The sequence below is a fragment of the Clostridia bacterium genome (genome assembly GCA_035628995.1).
GTDB lineage: Bacteria > Bacillota > Clostridia > Lutisporales > Lutisporaceae > BRH-c25.
Genome location: DASPIR010000014.1, coordinates 23,169 through 41,396, shown reverse-complemented (window position 1 = coordinate 41,396; position 18,228 = coordinate 23,169). Strand labels below are relative to the sequence as shown.

18 protein-coding genes are annotated in these 18,228 nt (G+C 38.2%); 8 read left to right on the top strand and 10 right to left on the bottom strand.

The window, feature by feature from the left end; genetic code table 11:
• Positions 1-176: 176 nt before the first annotated feature.
• From VEB00_04740 to VEB00_04695, 10 genes are all read right to left on the bottom strand, one after another.
• Positions 177-1,118, bottom strand: coding sequence for a hypothetical protein (locus tag VEB00_04740; GenBank protein HYF82319.1), 942 nt, complete (start codon positions 1,116-1,118; stop codon positions 177-179).
• Positions 1,119-1,230: 112 nt separating this feature from the next.
• On the bottom strand, positions 1,231-1,623 hold the full coding sequence (locus tag VEB00_04735) for a hypothetical protein (GenBank protein HYF82318.1): 393 nt from the start codon (positions 1,621-1,623) through the stop codon (positions 1,231-1,233).
• A gap of 11 nt (positions 1,624-1,634) precedes the next feature.
• On the bottom strand, positions 1,635-2,546 hold the full coding sequence (locus tag VEB00_04730; GenBank protein ID HYF82317.1) for a M56 family metallopeptidase: 912 nt from the start codon (positions 2,544-2,546) through the stop codon (positions 1,635-1,637).
• Positions 2,547-2,549: 3 nt separating this feature from the next.
• The gene (locus VEB00_04725) at positions 2,550-2,906 is read right to left on the bottom strand and encodes a BlaI/MecI/CopY family transcriptional regulator (protein ID HYF82316.1); all 357 of its coding nucleotides are present in this window, start codon (positions 2,904-2,906) and stop codon (positions 2,550-2,552) included.
• 253 nt (positions 2,907-3,159) lie between these two features.
• Positions 3,160-3,801 (bottom strand): GntR family transcriptional regulator, encoded by a 642-nt coding sequence (locus VEB00_04720; protein HYF82315.1) that lies wholly within the window; start codon positions 3,799-3,801, stop codon positions 3,160-3,162.
• Positions 3,802-3,969: 168 nt separating this feature from the next.
• Complete coding sequence (locus tag VEB00_04715; GenBank protein HYF82314.1) at positions 3,970-4,644, bottom strand: RraA family protein; 675 nt, start codon at positions 4,642-4,644, stop codon at positions 3,970-3,972.
• 14 nt (positions 4,645-4,658) lie between these two features.
• On the bottom strand, positions 4,659-6,539 hold the full coding sequence (locus VEB00_04710) for a TRAP transporter fused permease subunit (protein ID HYF82313.1): 1,881 nt from the start codon (positions 6,537-6,539) through the stop codon (positions 4,659-4,661).
• A gap of 34 nt (positions 6,540-6,573) precedes the next feature.
• Positions 6,574-7,581, bottom strand: coding sequence for a TAXI family TRAP transporter solute-binding subunit (locus VEB00_04705; protein HYF82312.1), 1,008 nt, complete (start codon positions 7,579-7,581; stop codon positions 6,574-6,576).
• Between the two features lie 51 nt (positions 7,582-7,632).
• Entirely contained in the window at positions 7,633-8,355 is a 723-nt protein-coding gene (locus VEB00_04700) for a PIG-L deacetylase family protein (GenBank protein ID HYF82311.1), read from the bottom strand.
• Between the two features lie 19 nt (positions 8,356-8,374).
• Positions 8,375-9,262 (bottom strand): DUF6282 family protein, encoded by an 888-nt coding sequence (locus VEB00_04695; protein ID HYF82310.1) that lies wholly within the window; start codon positions 9,260-9,262, stop codon positions 8,375-8,377.
• A 621-nt stretch (positions 9,263-9,883) separates the two neighbouring features.
• Between VEB00_04695 and VEB00_04690 the strand changes: the two genes are divergently transcribed.
• The 8 genes from VEB00_04690 to VEB00_04655 all read left to right on the top strand — a co-directional run bounded on the left by VEB00_04690 (position 9,884) and on the right by VEB00_04655 (position 18,220).
• Positions 9,884-10,369 carry a sigma-70 family RNA polymerase sigma factor gene (locus VEB00_04690; GenBank protein ID HYF82309.1) on the top strand — a complete coding sequence of 162 codons (486 nt, stop codon included), beginning with the start codon at positions 9,884-9,886 and terminating at the stop codon, positions 10,367-10,369.
• Positions 10,370-10,394: 25 nt separating this feature from the next.
• The gene (locus VEB00_04685; protein HYF82308.1) at positions 10,395-11,261 is read left to right on the top strand and encodes an RsiV family protein; all 867 of its coding nucleotides are present in this window, start codon (positions 10,395-10,397) and stop codon (positions 11,259-11,261) included.
• A gap of 14 nt (positions 11,262-11,275) precedes the next feature.
• The gene (locus VEB00_04680; GenBank protein HYF82307.1) at positions 11,276-11,977 is read left to right on the top strand and encodes a hypothetical protein; all 702 of its coding nucleotides are present in this window, start codon (positions 11,276-11,278) and stop codon (positions 11,975-11,977) included.
• Between the two features lie 565 nt (positions 11,978-12,542).
• The gene (locus VEB00_04675) at positions 12,543-13,586 is read left to right on the top strand and encodes an autoinducer 2 ABC transporter substrate-binding protein (GenBank protein ID HYF82306.1); all 1,044 of its coding nucleotides are present in this window, start codon (positions 12,543-12,545) and stop codon (positions 13,584-13,586) included.
• A gap of 135 nt (positions 13,587-13,721) precedes the next feature.
• Positions 13,722-15,224, top strand: coding sequence for a sugar ABC transporter ATP-binding protein (locus VEB00_04670; GenBank protein HYF82305.1), 1,503 nt, complete (start codon positions 13,722-13,724; stop codon positions 15,222-15,224).
• 64 nt (positions 15,225-15,288) lie between these two features.
• On the top strand, positions 15,289-16,281 hold the full coding sequence (locus tag VEB00_04665; protein ID HYF82304.1) for an ABC transporter permease: 993 nt from the start codon (positions 15,289-15,291) through the stop codon (positions 16,279-16,281).
• 61 nt (positions 16,282-16,342) lie between these two features.
• The gene (locus VEB00_04660; protein ID HYF82303.1) at positions 16,343-17,371 is read left to right on the top strand and encodes an ABC transporter permease; all 1,029 of its coding nucleotides are present in this window, start codon (positions 16,343-16,345) and stop codon (positions 17,369-17,371) included.
• Between the two features lie 51 nt (positions 17,372-17,422).
• Positions 17,423-18,220, top strand: coding sequence for a DeoR/GlpR family DNA-binding transcription regulator (locus tag VEB00_04655; protein ID HYF82302.1), 798 nt, complete (start codon positions 17,423-17,425; stop codon positions 18,218-18,220).
• Positions 18,221-18,228 lie beyond the last annotated feature (8 nt).

The window sequence follows — 18,228 nt, the reverse complement described above, 5'->3', positions numbered from 1 at the left end:
TGCTATATGTGCTTATATATACGAATAACCAAAGATACTTTAACATATAAAGGTAATTGATAAAAAATCCAATGCATAATCATTCAACCCGAAGAAAAATCTTATTTTTTATAGCCGTTTTTCAGCGGTTTCCCTGGCACCACAGTTTTGACCAATATATGGGAAATGCATCTCGGTTACTCTATTTTGTTTGGGTTGTTAAGAAGTTGCATAATGATATATGTAATCACACCGGAAACCATAATAATAACAATGTCGGCTGCGGAGAAGGGAATTGCCTCTATAGGTTCAAAGAAGAACCCATTGCCATATTTGAAAAGCACTCCACCCATCAGCACCAGCTCACCGATATACATGATGAGTGTTGTTAACGAGGCAGCTATCGCAGGTATGATCTTCGATAACAACTTGCTTTTTCCATAAAATATAGAGCCACTATAAATACCGACCGTAATGCCGAATACTATGAAAAATACAGACATAAGTATCGCTGATAATGTCGAAATATTGATTGTGCCGTTTCTATAAAAAGCGGAAAAACAAGCAAGTATGCAAAGGCCGATGAAAAGCACAACAGAAACAGCTTGAGCAATCAGCGGGCGCCTTTTTTCGAAGTCCTGCTCTCTGAGCATTTTTGAAAAACCATATATCATATTCAGTACAGCAAGTATGATGACAATAGCAATTATGTAAAAGTGAATTTTGAAAGCCGGATTATTCGCTGCATAGATGGGCTCGCCGATGGAGCGGAGAACCTCCGGAGTTGCCATGCACAAGCTTAATTGCCATGATTCAAGGGGCATTTCCACATATCCCTCAATCACCTTGATCTGTTCAAACCCGAATTCGGAAACAAAGAATATTACGGTTCCCAAAAATGAAACGACAGCTAGAGTGTACCGCTTGAATAGCTTAAAGATTAGCGGCATGAGTGCGGTCGAAATAATTAACGAAATACATATAGGTGTGTATGGTATGATGTATTTTTTATAATCAGCCACATCAATAGATCCATTTTGCAAATAACTGCCCAACGTTACAACGCCCATGTATATGGGATAAACAGATACTAAAATAATCGCAAGCAGCGACAGTAAATAAAAATTTTTATATTTCATGAATCTCTATCCTTTCATAATAGCCAAGATCAGCTAAATAAATTTTGAATAAGAGTTATCTAGCAATAAATATCATTCTGTTGGATTATAGAAATAACCACAAATGCTGTTTTCACTGGGATGTTCTACTGTCATTATATATTGCTTTTAAATGCTGATAATCAAATGAGCCGGAAGAAACCTTATAGCATTGCGTTTCACCGTCAAGCCAAAACACGCCGTTCTTATCAACCCAGAAGCTTTTAACACCGTTCCCATTATAGGAAAAATTCACATGAAAGGCACTTGTTAAATCCATTTCCTCTGTGGTTTTTTCAAAGCTGAGAGAGTTGAACTGGTTAAGCAAGTCATCAATGACCGATTGATCTGCACTAAACATAGCATAACTTGAAACGCCATAAAAAATTGTAATATTGTCTGCCTTTATCAGGTTGTTACTTTCCGGCTTTGCACATCCTGTCAGTAACAAGGCAACAGCCAGCATTATAAAAAATACTCTTTTCAAAAAAGCACCTCCTAAACAGTCGCATTCGTGATAATGATTACAGCAATTACCGCTACCAATGCAGCAAAGCAGAGTAACGATAAAAGCGTAAGCTTTTTATATGACAATATATTTTCAATTCGCACCTTTGTTTTTGCTCCGCCAAAAGCCGATGCAAAGAAAGTTTTGCCGGAGGCGCAGGTAAGAATGGTGCGAGCATACTCCTTGGTTTGTCTTTCGTTCAGGCACTTCAAAACCTTTGCATCACACGCAAGCTCCATGTCGGCAAAAAAGCATTTTAAGAATATCCACAAAAGAGGATTGAACCAATGAACGCACGCAGTTATCACGGCAACAACACGAAACAGATTGTCCCTGCGCTCTATATGCACTTGTTCGTGCAGGATGATATAATCTATATCCTTATCAGCTATAGCAGCAGGAATAATGATTTTGGGACTAATAACACCATATACAGCGGTCTCAGTGACTCTGTCAGATTTGTAGATGTTGCCTTTTATAGGCTCCGCCGACTTCAACTCCGATTTTGTAAAGATGTATAACAACAATGAGGTCAGAATGGCAGCACAGCAAACTATAATCCAAACTACCGATGCGACATTAAACACATTTTCAAGCAGGTCAGTTTTGTATTCAATAGGGAAATAGCTGTTTGCCACCATTATACTGTTGGTGGTTGTGAGCTGCGGCAGCTCTTCCCAGATAACCACTGTTTTTGTGGTGAATCTTGAAATCAGGCTTAGCAGGCTGTATTCATTGGCAATTCCAAAAGGCAGCCACAACCTGATGAGAGGAAGAGCCCATAAGACATATACCGCAAAACGCGGCAGAGCTTTGATTTTGCGCAGTGACAAAACAACCAATCCGGCAACACTGCCGATGATACCCATATTAAGTACCCAGTAGAATATTTCGCATAGCATAGACTACCTCTTTTCTATCAGCTTTTTCAACACCTCAAGTTCATCATCAGAAATATCATCTTCAATGAATGCGGCAAAAAAAACTTTCTTAGAGCCGTTATAAAGCTTGTTGATAAGGCTTTGGGTTTCAGCCTTCTGTACATCTTCTTTTTTGACAAGCGAAGTGCAGATAAAGTTCGGTTCAGTCCGTTCAATTGCTTTTTTTTCGATAAGTTTTTTGATAATGGTATAAGTTGTATTCTTATTCCAGCCGATTGTTTCGGCGGCTATAAGGGTAATTTCCTTTGCCGATACAGGCTCTTTATCCCACACAATGTCCATAATTTTAAGTTCGCTGTCAAATAATTTTACTGTTTCCAAAATAAAACCTCCAGACTACTGCGGTAGTATATTTATATACTACCGCAGTAGTCTACATTTGTAAAGACTATTTCGATAGTCTTTACAAATATTTATGTAAGTTAAATCCGCAACTAATCGGATTAAATTCGGAGAGTATAGAGAAAAACGTCAATCAAAAGATCAAGATCTTCCTATAAAAGATACCTCCCAAATGGATTATTTCCATTTGGGAGGTATCCCATAGACAAAATATTAAATACTACCTGCAATACTAATATAAAATTTCGTAATTCGCTACTAGTGTTTTTCTCACATTTCGAACATGTTTACGCATTGCAGCTTCTGCGGCGTCCGAATCACGGAGCATTAAAGCTTCATAAATCATTTCATGTTCTTTACAGGAAGTATCACCTCGGCCAGTAATGAGGATGGTTCTTTTCTTGTATCTTCTCAGCTGCAAATTGATACTTTTCAGTAGCCTAACGGCTTCTTTATTAGTGCAACCTTCGTACAGAACTTTGTGAAATTTATCATTTGTATTAGAGTATTCAACTAATTGACTCTGGCTCAGATACTGTTTCATCTCAGTAATGTAATTTTTAAGTGCGTTAAGATCCTCATCTGTCAAATCTACCGCATCAAAATATGTGATCAAGCCCTCAAGGCGCTCCCTTATCTCAAAGAGGTGGATGACTTCTTTCTTGGTAGGATATTTTACAATGGCACTTCTATTTTCTTGCATTTCAATAAGCTTATCTCCTTCGAGATGCAATAATGCTTGCCTGATTGTATTGCGGCCAACACCTAACTCTTCAGCTAGTGTTGATTCCACTAAGGGTTCATTTGGTGCATAAGTTTCATCAAGAATTCTTTCTTTAATTATCTCATATGCTTTCTTGCCTGTTCGAGACAATGAGTTCACCTCGCAATCTATTCTAATATATTGTGTTATAATATTCCAATTGTACCAAAATTCAAGCAGACATTCAATATGTCGAATATAATATAACCATAAAGAACCATCTCAAGATGCCCTGATATAGTTACATCTATGACGGTTTCAAATGGGAATGGGGGAAATCTAAATGACACCTTTTTCTTTTAAGGTTTTATCAATATCAGGTTTTGTAATGACCCCATTCAAAATCTCCTTCATTCTGTTTTGATCGCCGGCCAGCTTCTTTTCAGCAGCTGTCAACACTTCTTCCGCTTCATCTTGGTGGATAACCACGACACCGTTAGCATCTCCCAGTATTATATCGCCTGGTTGAACAGCAACATTACCACAGCAGATAAGACCATTAATGATACCGGGTCCGTCTTTATCACCGACTGCCGGTGTGACACATCTAGCAAATACAGGATAGTGGTGTTCCTTTAGCTCTCTAATATCTCGGATGGCTCCATCAACTATTATTGCTTCAACACCGCTTTTGAAAGCTGACATAGCCATCAGCTCACCCATGACACTGTTGGTCTCTGACCCGCAAGTGTCTACAACTATAACATCACCTGGTTGAGCCAGTCCGATGGCTTTATGGAGCATGAGGTTATCACCCGGTCTCATTTTTACTGTAAGTGCATTGCCGCAGATGACAGCGTCATCAATGATTGGCTTAATTGAATGATGCATGGTATTGAATTTATTCAAGCCGTCGCTGACTGCACAAGTTCCGATCTTCTTAAATCTATCTAGAACCTGCTTGTCGGATCTTTGAAAGTCCTTTTTAATTCTAAATCCTATTTTTCCTTCCATATTCACAATTCTCCTTATGATTCCATTGTTGCTCTCATACGCTTTTTTTTGGTATAGAACGCAACCCCGACAACCAAAGCTCCGGTCAAAAGGCCGATTGATGATTCCACAGGCGTTGCAAGCATTACCAGAGTACCTGCTACCAGTAATAAAATTCTGGATATTATATTGATATTGGTACCAAACCAACCAATAATACCGCCTGCTAGTATAATACAGCCGATGATACCCATTATAATTGTTATTGCAATTGACACAACTGTACCGCTCAATAAGTAATTGCCATTAAGAACGAACATAAACGGTAGGATAATTCCGCCTAATGCGTAGAACATTGACAGCCATCCTGATTTCATGTTATCGGAATTGGCAATACCTGAAGCTGTAAATACAGTTATGGCAACTGGAGGTGATATGGAGGATAATGCCGCAAAGTATATCAAGAACAAATGCGCTGACAATACTGAAGCACCCATATCAATCAAAGCTGGACCTACTAATACTGCAAGAATTAAATAGGATGCTGATGTCGGTAATCCAAGACCCAGAATCAGGCTGGCAAACATAGCCAGAATCAGTCCAAGAACCAGATTTCCATTTGCCAAGGTAACAATGATACCGCTGAGCTTAATACCCAAACCGGTTATATTCAGCACTCCAATAACTATTCCCGCCAGAAGACATGAAGCAGCAATGCTTCTGATTCCATTTGCAGAGTCAACACATATTCTTTTAAAAGACTCCAGACTCAAGGATTTCCTGTTGAGGAAGAAGCCGATAATCAAAGTAACTATGATACCAACAAGAGCGGCGCGCTGTGGACTGTATCCATTTAACAAAAGATAAGCCAAGAGGAAAATTGGTATAAGATACAGCCAGCCTTTCTTGAAGACTTCCCATGGGCGCATAATTTCACTTTCTGGAATCAGCTCCATGTTGTTTTTTCTTGCACTGAAATATACGATGAAAGACAAGGCTATATAGTAAAGTGCACCTGGTACAAATGCTGCCAGAGCAATTGTACCGTATTCTATTCCTGTAATTTCACTCATCAGGAATGCGACCGCACCCATTACCGGTGGCATTACTTGTCCGCCAGAGGCCGCAACAGAAGCGATGGCTGCTGCATCATCAGGCTTATAGCCTACTCTCTTCATCAGAGGGATTGTAAATGGTCCGGTTGCTGCAACGTTGGCTGCACCTGAACCACTGATTGTTCCCATCAACATGCTGGCATAAACAGATGCCTGAGCAGGGCCGCCTCTGAATTTGCCTGTAAAGGACAGCGTGAGGTCAACGAAGAATTGACCGGCACCTGTAATCTCCAGAACAGAGCCAAAGATCAGGAAGATGAAGATAAATCTTGCTGAAACCAGCAAAGTCTCGCCATAAAGTCCATCTGTTGATGTGTATAAATAAGTTGCAATACGGCTTACAGAAAATTTAACAGTATGGAACATGCCGGCAATATAGTTTCCGAAAAGCGCGTATGCAATAAATGCAACACTTAGGATTGACAAGGATTTTTCAAGAACACGTCCTGAAATTGCCAGAGCGCTTATAATTGCAATGATTGACAAGAAGACTTCAAAGTCCGTGTATATACCAGATCTGAAAACCATTTCTTCTTGTAAATTTAGAAGATATATACTGATATAGATATTTACAGCCATCAGCAGCATATCAAGGATTTTACCATATTTAAATTTCAGGGGTTTTGTGAAAACGATATAAGTACCAACCAAAGCCCAATGGATTGCCGAAAGGGCATATCCGGGTAAAATTCCGATGGATGCTGTGTAGGTATGGAATGCACATAGTGAAATAGCTATAAACAGAGGAATTTTGTCCGTCAACTTGTTTGACTTGTTAAAAGTTGAAGTGGTATCTCCCATACTGAACCTCCCTAATTTGATGAACTATTCTGATTTATTTAATAGCGCCCTTCTCTTTGAAGTACTTTTCTGCTCCCGGATGAAGTGGTATAGCCATTTGGGCTGCAGTCTCAGGTGTTATTTCTGAAACAACTGCATGGGCATTTTTATAGGTGTCGATGTTTTCAAGAGAGTTCTTTACAAAATCGTATATAGCTTCTTCTGATGCCTTTGAATTTGTAAAAATTGTTGTCATGATTTTTAATGTATTTACATCATAATCTATACCTTTATAAGTGTTAGCAGGAATCACATATGGCTTATAGTAAGGCTGTTTTTCAGCTATAGAGTTTAGTAAGCTTTGATCAGCATTAACCAATGCCATAGGAGTTGTTGAAGCAGCATTCATAAGAGCTGCAGTTGGTGTTCCGGCTACATAGAATGTAGCGTCTAATTCTCCGTCTACAACTTTAGTAATACCTTCATCAAAAGATAAGTAGAAAGGAGTGATATCCTTCTCAGGATCTATGCCATATTCCCTAAGTATTGCTTTTGACATTTCTATAATAGTTGTGCTAGGTGGCCCTAAACAAACTTTTTTACCCTTGAGATCCGCATAAGTCTTTATGTTTGAGTCTGCTTTTGTAACCATTTGGCCGGCACTCTGATATAGGGACATGACACCCAAAATGTCTTGCTTTCCAGTTTTCTCATAAGGGCCTGTTGCGTTATAGGCAAAATAGATGCCGTCCTCATTGGAGAATCCCAGCTGCATTTCATTTGTATTAGTCAAATTAATATTTTCCATTGAACCGAGTGAAGATTGAACAACAATGTTGTTAATGCTTGAATGTTCTGAAACAGCCTGGCCCATAGCAACACCAACAATATAGTAAGTGCCTGCGGTGCCGCCTGTCCCCATAATAAGATCTTGTTTTTTACCTTGTGAAGCGTCAGGTGCGGGGGAACTTCCTGAATCGGTTGTGTTTCCACCTGCCGAGCATCCGCTCAGCACCAGGATGATAGCGGTTAAGATACTAATCAGTCTAATCATTTTTTTCATTTTTCTTTCTCTCCTTCATTATTCATTAATTTTGAATATTTACCAAACTGTTTAGAATTCGGGTGCGACACGTGGGAAAAAGTTTGAAAAACACTCTGCGTACTTATAATCCTTAACACCTGACAATCGTCTTGCATGATTGCCTCTTAAAAATGCCCTTTGCGTATAGTATTCAATCAGGTGATTTTGAGCTTTAAAGCAATTCATTGCCGCAATCTTTGCATCATAACTTTCAGTAATATCAATGAAAGTTCCTGGTTTAAAGTCGCTAAGCTCTGTCTGGTGTGGCTCAAAACCAAATATCATCATCTGCTTTGTGACTGGAAGCCCAGGGATTTGAACACCCGCTGAATTAGACATTATACTTGCCTGAAAAACAAGCTGTCTGACCGCATCATGATCCGGGTTAATAACATCTTTTGCATCATGTGTGAGTATGATATCCGGTTGGACAGCCCTGATCTTCTGTGTGATTCGGTCAAGTACATCTCTTCCGGTATTAATTGGATAATCCTCAAGATCCCAGAATTCAATATTCTTGACACCTAATTTCTGTGATGCGTTAAAGGACTCTTCATGGCGGATTGCTTTTACATTGTCAGCTGTCTGATTAGCTCCCTTCCATAAATCATTTGATTCACCCCTTACGCCATAACTCATAACAACAATGGTCACGTCAGCTCCATGATTAATGTACTTGGCTATTGTTCCACCAGCACGCCATACAAAATCTGCTGCATGTGCGCTGAAGACCAGCATTTTTTTACCTTCCATAATTGGCCTCCTGTCTTTTCTATTTAAGAAGAGTAAGGTTATTTCTAACGGTCATTTTAACAACTTCCTGCTCTGGAATACCTGCTTCAACCAGTCTGGTCGCGAATGCAAGAAGACCTTCGTCCGGATAGACAGCTGTTGGCTGTCCCAAATCTGTTGACAATACAATATGATCGCAACCAATAGCTTTTATTTGCTCCAGCGTTGTTTTGAATTCTACTTTGCCTGTTGCCCATGTTGTGTAACAATGCTCGATAAACGCTCCCATTGACACCAGTTCGCGCTGTTCTTCAATTGTGTAGAAGGTTGTTGGAAAATCCGCGTGTGTAATGATTACTTTCTCAAGATTGCGTGACTTCGCTTCTCTTACTAGGGCGAAAGTCTCTTCGTGTGAAAGATGCGATGTCGCTAAAATCATATTGTATTTTTTTATGATCTCAAGAACTTGAATTGTATTATCTGTGAGCCTTCCACTTTCATCAAATACTGAAATTGGAGAGGAAACGACTCCATCATTTTTCATTTGAATCACAATTTGTGCCCAATAAGGAAGTTTCTTACCGGGATTTGTTTCGTCAAAAACACATTCTTGCTCATATTTTCCGTCACATGTTGGAAACCAGACTAGTCTTGCACCGGATCTTGCGGCCATTTCTACCGCGGAGGGATTAATCCCCCCTACAGAGTTATTAAGGGTAATTGTTCCGATAAGGTCACACTCCGGATATAATTTGTTCACCAATGCAGCTCTTTCTGATGTCACAAAGTAATGTGATTTGATTGCGTAGCCTTTCATGCCTGCCTTGATAATCCTTTGCGCCATTTCTAAATCATCCATTCTCCTGGGTAATACATCTGGGGCAGAATGGATGTGTAGGTCATATGCACCATCAATTAATGATTTCATGCTTGCTCCTTTCTGTTTGACAATACTGTAAAACAATATTGTATTACAATTTTGTTTTACAACATTATTATACAATTGAGCAAAAATGAAAGTCAAGTTAAATATGGTACATATAAAAAACATTAATTTTAGGGACGCTGTATGGAATGGGAATATGGTGCTAGGTACAAAAATTGTTGTAAGATACAATAATCAACAGACTAGGAATTGGGATTCTCAGTCTGTTTTTGTTTGTTTAATATTCGATAATTTGTGAATGTAGGCAGCCAAAAAGTTGAGCGCATAGCGTCCTACGAATACCTGAAAAAGTAGAGATAAGGCTTGTAGTTGAACATTCTCCTAAGGCAGAAGTCAATTTGACGCATTATGAAGCTACTAACACTGTAAGCCTGTTAGTGGGAATGCCCCTACGAGCCAGCCGAAGGGGTTCGATTCCCCTCGCCTCCACCAAATACATAAATCAACAGACTTAGAATTTTGATTCTTAGTCTGTTTTTTTGTTTTAGAAGATTTTTTATTGCTAATGAAACCTATTTTGTTTAAAACTATTTTAATAACTAAATCGTCTATATAATATAAACTAAAAAAGATATATATCTAAAAAGGAGTTTATTGCGCAAAATGATGAAAAATAGAATGTACACAATACTAGAAAACTATATTCTGCAAAATAAAGAATCCCATTACAGACTGGCTTACAGTTATGTAAAAAATAAGGATGATGCATTGGATATTGTCCAGGAGAGCATATTGAAAGCTTTAAACTCTATAGACAGTTTGACAAATGCGGAGCATATAAAAACTTGGTTCTATAGGATCCTTGTTAATACTTCCTTGGATGTATTAAGAAAAAAAGGAAAGCTAAACTATGTTGAAGATATTGTCTTGGATTTGAATTCTGAAGCAAAAGATGACATATATGAAAACTTAGATTTACAAAATGCCATGGACAATTTGCCGCATAACTACAGACTGATTATTAGCTTAAGATATTTTGAGGATTTAAAGCTTGAAGAGATTGCAGCTATTCTTGGCGAAAACCTAAATACAGTAAAAACCCGATTATATGCAGGCTTGAAAAGGCTTCTCATTGAGATGGAAGTTTAAATTAAGGAGGCTAATTATGGAGAAGATGAAAGAATTGAAAAAAAATTATGAAGACGTACAAATACCTGAAGAATTAGATTTTGTGGTTAGAAAAGCAATTAATACACATAAGAGTAAGTTGAAAAAGAGGAGTAAAAAGGGATTGAAATGGACTTCTGGAGTGGCTGCTGCGGTGATTGTCCTATTTGCAGCAGTTAACATGAATAGCTCTATAGCATATGCTATGTCCGAGGTGCCTGTAGTCGGCAAGCTTGTAAAAGTTCTATTGATTAAAGAATATAAGATCAATGAAGATACGTATAATGCGGAAGTAAAAGTTCCAGCTGTGGAGGGATTGGAAAACCAGGAATTGCAAAACAAATTGAATGAGAAATATCTTGCAGAGAATGAAAAGCTATATGCAGAATTCAGTAAAGAAATAGAAGAATTAAAGGCGGCAGGCGGTGGGCATCTGGGTGTTAACAGTGGGTATGTGATAAAGACCGATACCGACAAAATACTATCTATAGGACGATATGTTGTAAATACTGTAGGATCTTCTTCCACAACATTTAAATATGATACTGTAGATAAGCAAAATCAAATTCTAATCACACTGCCAAGCTTGTTTAAGGACGACAGTTATGTTGAGATAATAAGCCAAAAGGTAAAAGAGCAAATGAGACAACAGATGAAAGATGATGAACAAAAATTCTACTGGGTTGAAGAGGGAGATATCTCACCCTTTGAAAAGATCAAAGCGGACCAGAGCTTTTATATAAGCAGCAACAATAAGCTGGTTATATCCTTCGATAAGTATGAAGTTGCGCCAGGGTATATGGGTGTAATTGAATTTGAGATTCCTACAGAAACGATATCAAATGTCCTGGTAAGTAGTGAATATATAAAATAGAAAGGATGATAAGTATGAAGAAGCCAATCAGTATAATATGTGTAGGGCTATTGATGATTACACTAGCCGGATGCAGCAATCAAATTGCAGAGGTGAAAGCAAACACAGCAAGCAATAATGATCAACAAAAAATAGAAACAAAGGACTCAAGTCAGGATTATGGCACAACTCGACAGCTATTAGAGGTATCCTCCAAAAACACGAAGATATATTACCCAAAGCTGCAAGGCTATAAAGGGGAACTTTCAATGGATTATATGAACCAGAGTATTAAGCAGCTTGCAGAATCTTTTGCCAAAGCGGCAGATTATACAGATGTCCAATTGGATTATGAAGTCAAAAGGATTGATGACAAAGTAGTTAGTATATTATTCAAAGGTACCGGTAAACTCAGTGGTTCGAGAGAAATAAACATTCAAAAAAGCGTTAATTTGGATGTGAAATCCACAAATCCCATTGCATATGAAAACTTTATTAAGAAGGATGAAAGAAGTCGTGCAGAGGTGATAAAGCTGCTTAATGTCAAAGCTAAAAATTCAGGGATTGCGAAGGGTTTCCAAGCAGAAGGGGTATTTTTATACTTCGAAGGAGATTATGTTGTATTTTTCTATATGCCTTTAGATGATGATGCTAAAGCTTGGGTAGAGCTAAGTGTACCTTTAAGTGAGCTTGATGGACTTATAAACACTGAATTTGGTGAACATCCTGCAAGTTAAGAGGTTGTATAAAACTATCGTACCAGGTACAGAACATAAGAACATATTGTTTCAATTGCGATAGATAAGTTCTTAAGTGCTGTACTTGACACTAGTTTTCATAGTGTCAGGGGAACCGTTGAAAGTCTAACTTTATAGTTGTGTATCGTAACATAAAAGCAGACGGCAATACCGAGGGGTATGAGGAGTAATCCACCAGCCCTGTATCGACTTATAGGCAGCCAACTTGGTTGTACTAAGATAGAAGCTTACCAACTATAATACAGCTTCTATAATACGCCAGAGGACTTCCGCATGGAAGTTCATGATATAGTCAGCACCATTGGAGACAATGGAATAAGGTGTCCCCTCGCCTCCACCAAATACATAAATAAAAACAGCCTGAGAATTCAATTCTCGGACTGTTTTTATTTTGTTTTATTATCAGATTATATCATATAATCTAATAATATCACTAAATAAAAAGTAAAAAAAAGAAAAAGAAAGTAAAAGCAAAATTTAAGATTGACAATCTATTGTAAAATTTATATAATATTAACAGAATAATCCGAAGGGAGAGAAAATTATGAAAAGGAAAATTTCATTCGCTCTTGTAATGTTGCTTAGCCTTATACTGGTGTTTAGTGGATGCAGCAGCCCGGCACCACAAACAACTACGGGGGATGCAGCAGCGGAACAAACTCCATCAAGTGATGGCAAAATAACAATTGCAAACGTACCAAAGATGATCGGAATTGCATGGTGGGACAGATTTAATGAGGGGAACAAAAAGTTTGTTGAAGACAATAAAGGGGTCGAAATCTTCCAGACTGGTGCAACACAGCCTGACGCATCCCAACAAGTTCGCGTACTTGAGGACGTCATAGCACAAAAAGTTACTGGAATTTCCGTTATCCCGGTTGATCCAAAATCTCTTGAGCCTGTGTTAAAAAAGGCAAGGGATCAAGGAATAATCGTAGTTAGTCATGAGGCCTCAAACCTAGAGAACGTTGACTTTGACCTTGAAGCTTTCAAGAATGCGGACTATGGTGCGCACCTTATGGATTCGCTAGCCGAACTTATGGGAGGCAAGGGTGAATACGCTATTATGGTTGGTGGTCTTACAATGCAGACACACCTTGAGTGGGCAGATGGAGCGGTAGCCAGGCAAAAAGAGAAATATCCAGAAATGAAGCTTGTAACATCTTATGTTGAGTCAGGTACAGCTGGTCAACAAGGTGCCTATGCTAAAGCAAAAGAACTTATTACAGCATATTCAAACCTTGGTGGAGTTATCGGAATGGATGCTGTTAATCCGCCAGGAATTGCACTTGCACTTGAAGAGACTGGAAACGCAGGCAAGATTAAATGTGTTGGTACTTCACTGGTATCAATGTCCAAACAATACCTTGAAAGCGGTTCAATCAGCAGAATTACTTTCTGGGATCCAGGTCTTGCAGCACAAGCAATGGCTAAAATAATAACTCTTGTTAAAGAAAACAAGCCAATTACAGATGGCATGGATCTCGGTGTACCAGGATACAACAAGGTACTTGTTGAAGGTAAGCTGATATTCGGAGCAGCTTGGGTCGACGTTACAAAAGACAATATGGGAGACTATAACTTCTAAACAGACTGACATACATGGAGATTATTTGCATTTGGATGAAATAAGAATGATGCTTATTTCATCCAAATGTCTTATATGTATGGAAAAAGATTTAATGCAAACATTTAGCAAAATGTCATGAAAGTAGGAATGGGAATGGGTATAAAACTACTTGAGCTAAAGGGTATTAACAAAGCGTTTTATGGTGTGAAAGCTCTAAATGATGTTGATTTTTCCATTGAAGCTGGTGAGTCTCGTTGTTTGATTGGTGAAAATGGGTGCGGTAAATCAACGCTTATAAAAATTATTTCAGGCTTTTATACACATGATAGCGGAGATATTTTCATTAATGGTAAGCATTGCAAAAAAATTAGTCCGATGGAATCAATCAAAGAAGGTATACAGATAATCTATCAAGATTTTTCTCTCTTTCCAAACATGACAGTCGCCGAGAATATTACTATGAATTCATTTCTTTCACAAAATCGGAAGATGGTCAATTGGAAGGAAATGAAGGACATGGCGCAAAAATCACTAGACAACCTGAGGATTACTATAGACTTAAATGCCCTGGTTGGCGATTTGAATGTAGCACAGAAGCAACTTGTAGCAATAGCTAGAGCCATACTTCAGGATGCAAAACTAATCATTATGGATGAGCCAACAACTGCACTTACCTATAAAGAGATCATATCTCTCTATAATATTGTTGAGGAGCTGCATAAAAAAGGAATTGCAGTGCTGTTTGTAAGCCATAAGTTGGATGAGGTGCTAACAATTTCGCAGAAGATTACAGTTTTACGAAATGGAATGAACGTTTTTGATGGAGATGCAAAGGACTTAAGCAAGAGAGAACTCATTTATTATATTACAGGTAAGGAAATTGAAGCGGAGCCATACATCTTTGAACTAAAAGATGAAAAGTCGCTTATGGAGGTTAAGAACTTAAGCTTAACCAATCATTTTTCTAATGTAAGCTTTAATCTGATGCCTGGGGAGATTCTTGGAATCACAGGTCTTCTCGGCTGTGGGAGAACCGAACTTGCGAAATCGCTTTTCGGACTTATGCCAGCTAGTAGTGGCGAGATTTTTGTGAATGGGGTACGAACAAGAATGGAGAGTGTCCAAGATGCTATAAAAAGCAATATTGGATATGTACCGGAGGACCGACTCACTGAAGGGCTTCATATGGAACAGACTATAGGTGAAAACTCAGTGATTTGCATTATTGACAAACTCTTAGGAAAAATAAAGAACCTCGACAAAAATAAGATGAAATTACAGATGGAGAAAGGCTTAAATAGCATAAAGATTGAGGGGATGGCATATGACAAGCAAGCAAAATCCCTATCTGGAGGCAACCAGCAAAAGGTAGTTCTTGTTAAATGGCTTGCAGCAAACCCCAAAATACTTATACTAAACTGCCCGACTGTTGGAGTGGATGTAGGCTCCAAAAGCGAAATACATGAAGTAATCAAAAATCTAGCTAAAACAGGTATAGGCATAATAGTGATATCGGATGATATTCCTGAGATATTGATGATTTGTAACCGAATAATGGTAATGAACCAGGGTAATGTGGTGTCGGAGGTATTAAGCACGGAGACAACCATAGAAGAGCTTGAGCGTAAGTTGATTGAAGAGTATATTTACGCATAGCAGCAGGTTGTGATTCACAACCCCGGTCATACCTTCGTAATGAAACTAACACGGGGGAAAGCAAATGTTTAAAAAACTTCTAAAATCAAACGAAATTTTACTTATGATTTTAATTATCGGACTATCAATTCTGTTTGGATTTATAAATCCAAGTTTTTTAACAATTGGCAACTGCTTTAATATATTAAGGGCGTGTCTTGTACTAAGCATATTTGGTATTGGCGTGCTATTTGTCACAATATCGGGGGGGATAGACGTTTCCTTTATGGCTATTGCTGCCTTTTCAATGTATGTGACAACAAAGGTATTTATTGCTCTGCAGTGGACCGGCTCAATTACGATTATGTTTATAGTATCTACATTGATAGGAATCCTTCTTGGTCTTGTCAATGCATTTTTCATAACAAGATTCAAGTTGCCTTCTTTTATTGTCACCTTAGGTACACAGAATCTTTTTCGTGGGGTGCTGCTTGCCTTGGTAGGAACAATGTTTTTAGTGAATGTTCCGAAGTCAATGATAACCTTCTCGCAGGCGCAGCTTTTCATCATTAAGAATAGTGATGGTTCAACAAGTGGCCTGCATATTGGCGTACTGATTGTCATTGTATTATACATACTTGCCACTATGCTATTAAAGTATACTATGCTTGGACGCTGCATGTACGCAATCGGCGGTGACATTGTCGCAGCCAAAAGGGTAGGCATAAACGTAAATCTTATCTTGGGCTTTGTATATGGTGCTACTGGTGCGCTTGCTGGCTTTGCAGGGCTTATGCATACGGCTCTTTTTCGAATGTCAGTACCATCAGATCTTGTGGGCAATGAACTTACAGTAATTGCAGCAGTTGTACTCGGTGGTGCAAACATGGCAGAGGGAAAGGGAACGACTTTCGGAGCTTTACTTGGGATACTGCTGATAACAATTATTAGTAACAGCTTGACGCTCCTAAAAATACCTTCATATTGGCAACAGGTAGTCATGGGCGTAATAATAATCGTAGGCACGTCCATCCAGTCATATAATCAGAAGAAAAAAATCAAGGGTATTGCATTATAGTGGTTAATTTCTTGATGAAAATGTTCTACGATACGCAAATTTTCATATGAGGTGATTACGTATGTACAAAAAAGTCCTAGACTATGTGGACAGGTGCAAATCTATAAGTCTATTAAAGGATAAGAATATAAATAAACTCTTTTTGATAACAATATTTGTCTTTATACTTATGTCCTCGCTTAGGCCAAATCTATTTTTGTCTAAAGCAAACTTTATGTCAATGGCATATCAATTCCCGGAACTGGGATTTTTAGCAATTGCAACGACCTTTGTTATTATATCTGGTGGCATAGACCTTTCCATTGTTAGTATTGCAAATCTTTCTGCCATAGTCTGTTCATTTATTCTAGTAAGTGCCAGGGAACAAACAGGAGCAGGGCTTATATTCACAATTTTACTTGTCTTCTTTATAAGTACAGCAATTGGATGTGTATGTGGATTGATAAATGGCTTTTTCATAGCTAAGTTCAACATTCCTCCTATTCTAGTCACTCTGGGCACGATGAACTTATTCACTGGTATAGGAATTGTGCTTACGAAGGGTCTGGCAATATCAAATTTCCCACCGGCATTCTTAGTGATAGGGAATGGACATATCTTAGGAATCCCAATCGTGCTAATAATGTTCATCATAGCACTGTCAATATCTGCTTTTATATTGAACAATACATCCTATGGGTTTAAATTACGATTCTATGGCTCTAATTCCATCGCATCGTGGTTTTCTGGAATTGAAAATTTGCCAGTGGTACTCAAAACCTATATATTTTCAGGTGTCCTATCCTCTTTTGTAGGGATAATATTTCTAGCTAGAATGAATTCAGCAAAAGCAGACTATGGAAATTCATATTTGTTGCATGCTATACTTTGTGCATTGCTTGGAGGGGTAGATCCTAAAGGAGGTTACGGGAAGATAAGTGGAATGCTGCTTGCGCTTGTATCGCTGCAATTTTTAACAAGTGGGTTTAATATGCTGCGATTTAACGCATTTTATAAGGACTTAGTTTGGGGTCTTCTATTACTTTTAGTAATGGCCATAAACTATACAACAAACCAGAAGGCACTTAAGGCAAAGAGCAGTGATAAGTAATTTCAATAAAGAATTAAAACTGAAATAGTAATCAAGGTAGGTGAAATTAAGTTGTTTCAAATTGAAAGAATTGAAAAAATCTTAGAGTATATAAATAGCCATAAAAAGGCAAAAATCGACGAACTTAGCGAGGTGTTTAACGCTTCAAAAGTTACTATACGAAGCGATATTAATGAGCTTGCTAAAGAGGGTCTTGTAATAAAAACCCATGGCGGTGCATTGTCTATTCAAAATCACATTACTATCGAAATACCATCAAAAAGTAAATTCGCCATTAATATAGAGGCAAAACGCAATATTGGTAATTGTGCAGCAAAGCTGATAAATAATGATGAGGTTATCATACTTGATGCAGGGTCAACTACCCTAGAGGTTGCTAGGCATATTAAGAGCAGCAACGTCACCATTATTACAAACGATTTAAAAATTGGAATGGAAGTAGCCCGTTATCCGAATAACAAGCTAATTATGACCGGAGGGATGTTGGAGCAATCAGTTTATACATTGCTCGGGGAGGAAACAGCAAATTTCTTTTCAAAGGTGCATGTAAATAAATTGTTTTTAGGTTGCGATGCTATGGATTTAGAGCTTGGAATAACTAACAGAACCTTTCGAGAGGTGAGTGTCAAGCAGGCTATGATGCGCGCTGCAGAAGAAGTCATTTTAGTCACAGACAGCACTAAGCTGCATAAAAAGGTATTTGCTCATGTCTGTGATTTATATGATGTACATAAGATTATCATTGATAAAATAGATGAGCCAACCCGACAGAAGCTTATTGAGGGTGGTCTTGAGGTGATTATTGCTTCTGCGAGTAAGGAATTGGAACAGAAAGAAAAAAGTAGATAGAATTACGT

Excerpts from the sequence above, each read along its gene's own strand:
- VEB00_04695 (HYF82310.1), bottom strand. The coding sequence starts at position 9,262 with ATGAAATCATTAATTGATGGTGCATATGACCTACACATCCATTCTGCC.
- VEB00_04715 (HYF82314.1), bottom strand. The coding sequence starts at position 4,644 with ATGGAAGGAAAAATAGGATTTAGAATTAAAAAGGACTTTCAAAGATCC.
- VEB00_04660 (HYF82303.1), top strand. The coding sequence starts at position 16,343 with ATGTACAAAAAAGTCCTAGACTATGTGGACAGGTGCAAATCTATAAGT.
- VEB00_04680 (HYF82307.1), top strand. The coding sequence starts at position 11,276 with ATGAAGAAGCCAATCAGTATAATATGTGTAGGGCTATTGATGATTACA.
- VEB00_04675 (HYF82306.1), top strand. The coding sequence starts at position 12,543 with ATGAAAAGGAAAATTTCATTCGCTCTTGTAATGTTGCTTAGCCTTATA.
- VEB00_04685 (HYF82308.1), top strand. The coding sequence starts at position 10,395 with ATGAAAGAATTGAAAAAAAATTATGAAGACGTACAAATACCTGAAGAA.
- VEB00_04705 (HYF82312.1), bottom strand. The coding sequence starts at position 7,581 with ATGAAAAAAATGATTAGACTGATTAGTATCTTAACCGCTATCATCCTG.
- VEB00_04690 (HYF82309.1), top strand. The coding sequence starts at position 9,884 with ATGATGAAAAATAGAATGTACACAATACTAGAAAACTATATTCTGCAA.
- VEB00_04710 (HYF82313.1), bottom strand. The coding sequence starts at position 6,539 with ATGGGAGATACCACTTCAACTTTTAACAAGTCAAACAAGTTGACGGAC.
- VEB00_04665 (HYF82304.1), top strand. The coding sequence starts at position 15,289 with ATGTTTAAAAAACTTCTAAAATCAAACGAAATTTTACTTATGATTTTA.
- VEB00_04700 (HYF82311.1), bottom strand. The coding sequence starts at position 8,355 with ATGGAAGGTAAAAAAATGCTGGTCTTCAGCGCACATGCAGCAGATTTT.
- VEB00_04670 (HYF82305.1), top strand. The coding sequence starts at position 13,722 with ATGGGTATAAAACTACTTGAGCTAAAGGGTATTAACAAAGCGTTTTAT.
- VEB00_04730 (HYF82317.1), bottom strand. The coding sequence starts at position 2,546 with ATGCTATGCGAAATATTCTACTGGGTACTTAATATGGGTATCATCGGC.
- VEB00_04740 (HYF82319.1), bottom strand. The coding sequence starts at position 1,118 with ATGAAATATAAAAATTTTTATTTACTGTCGCTGCTTGCGATTATTTTA.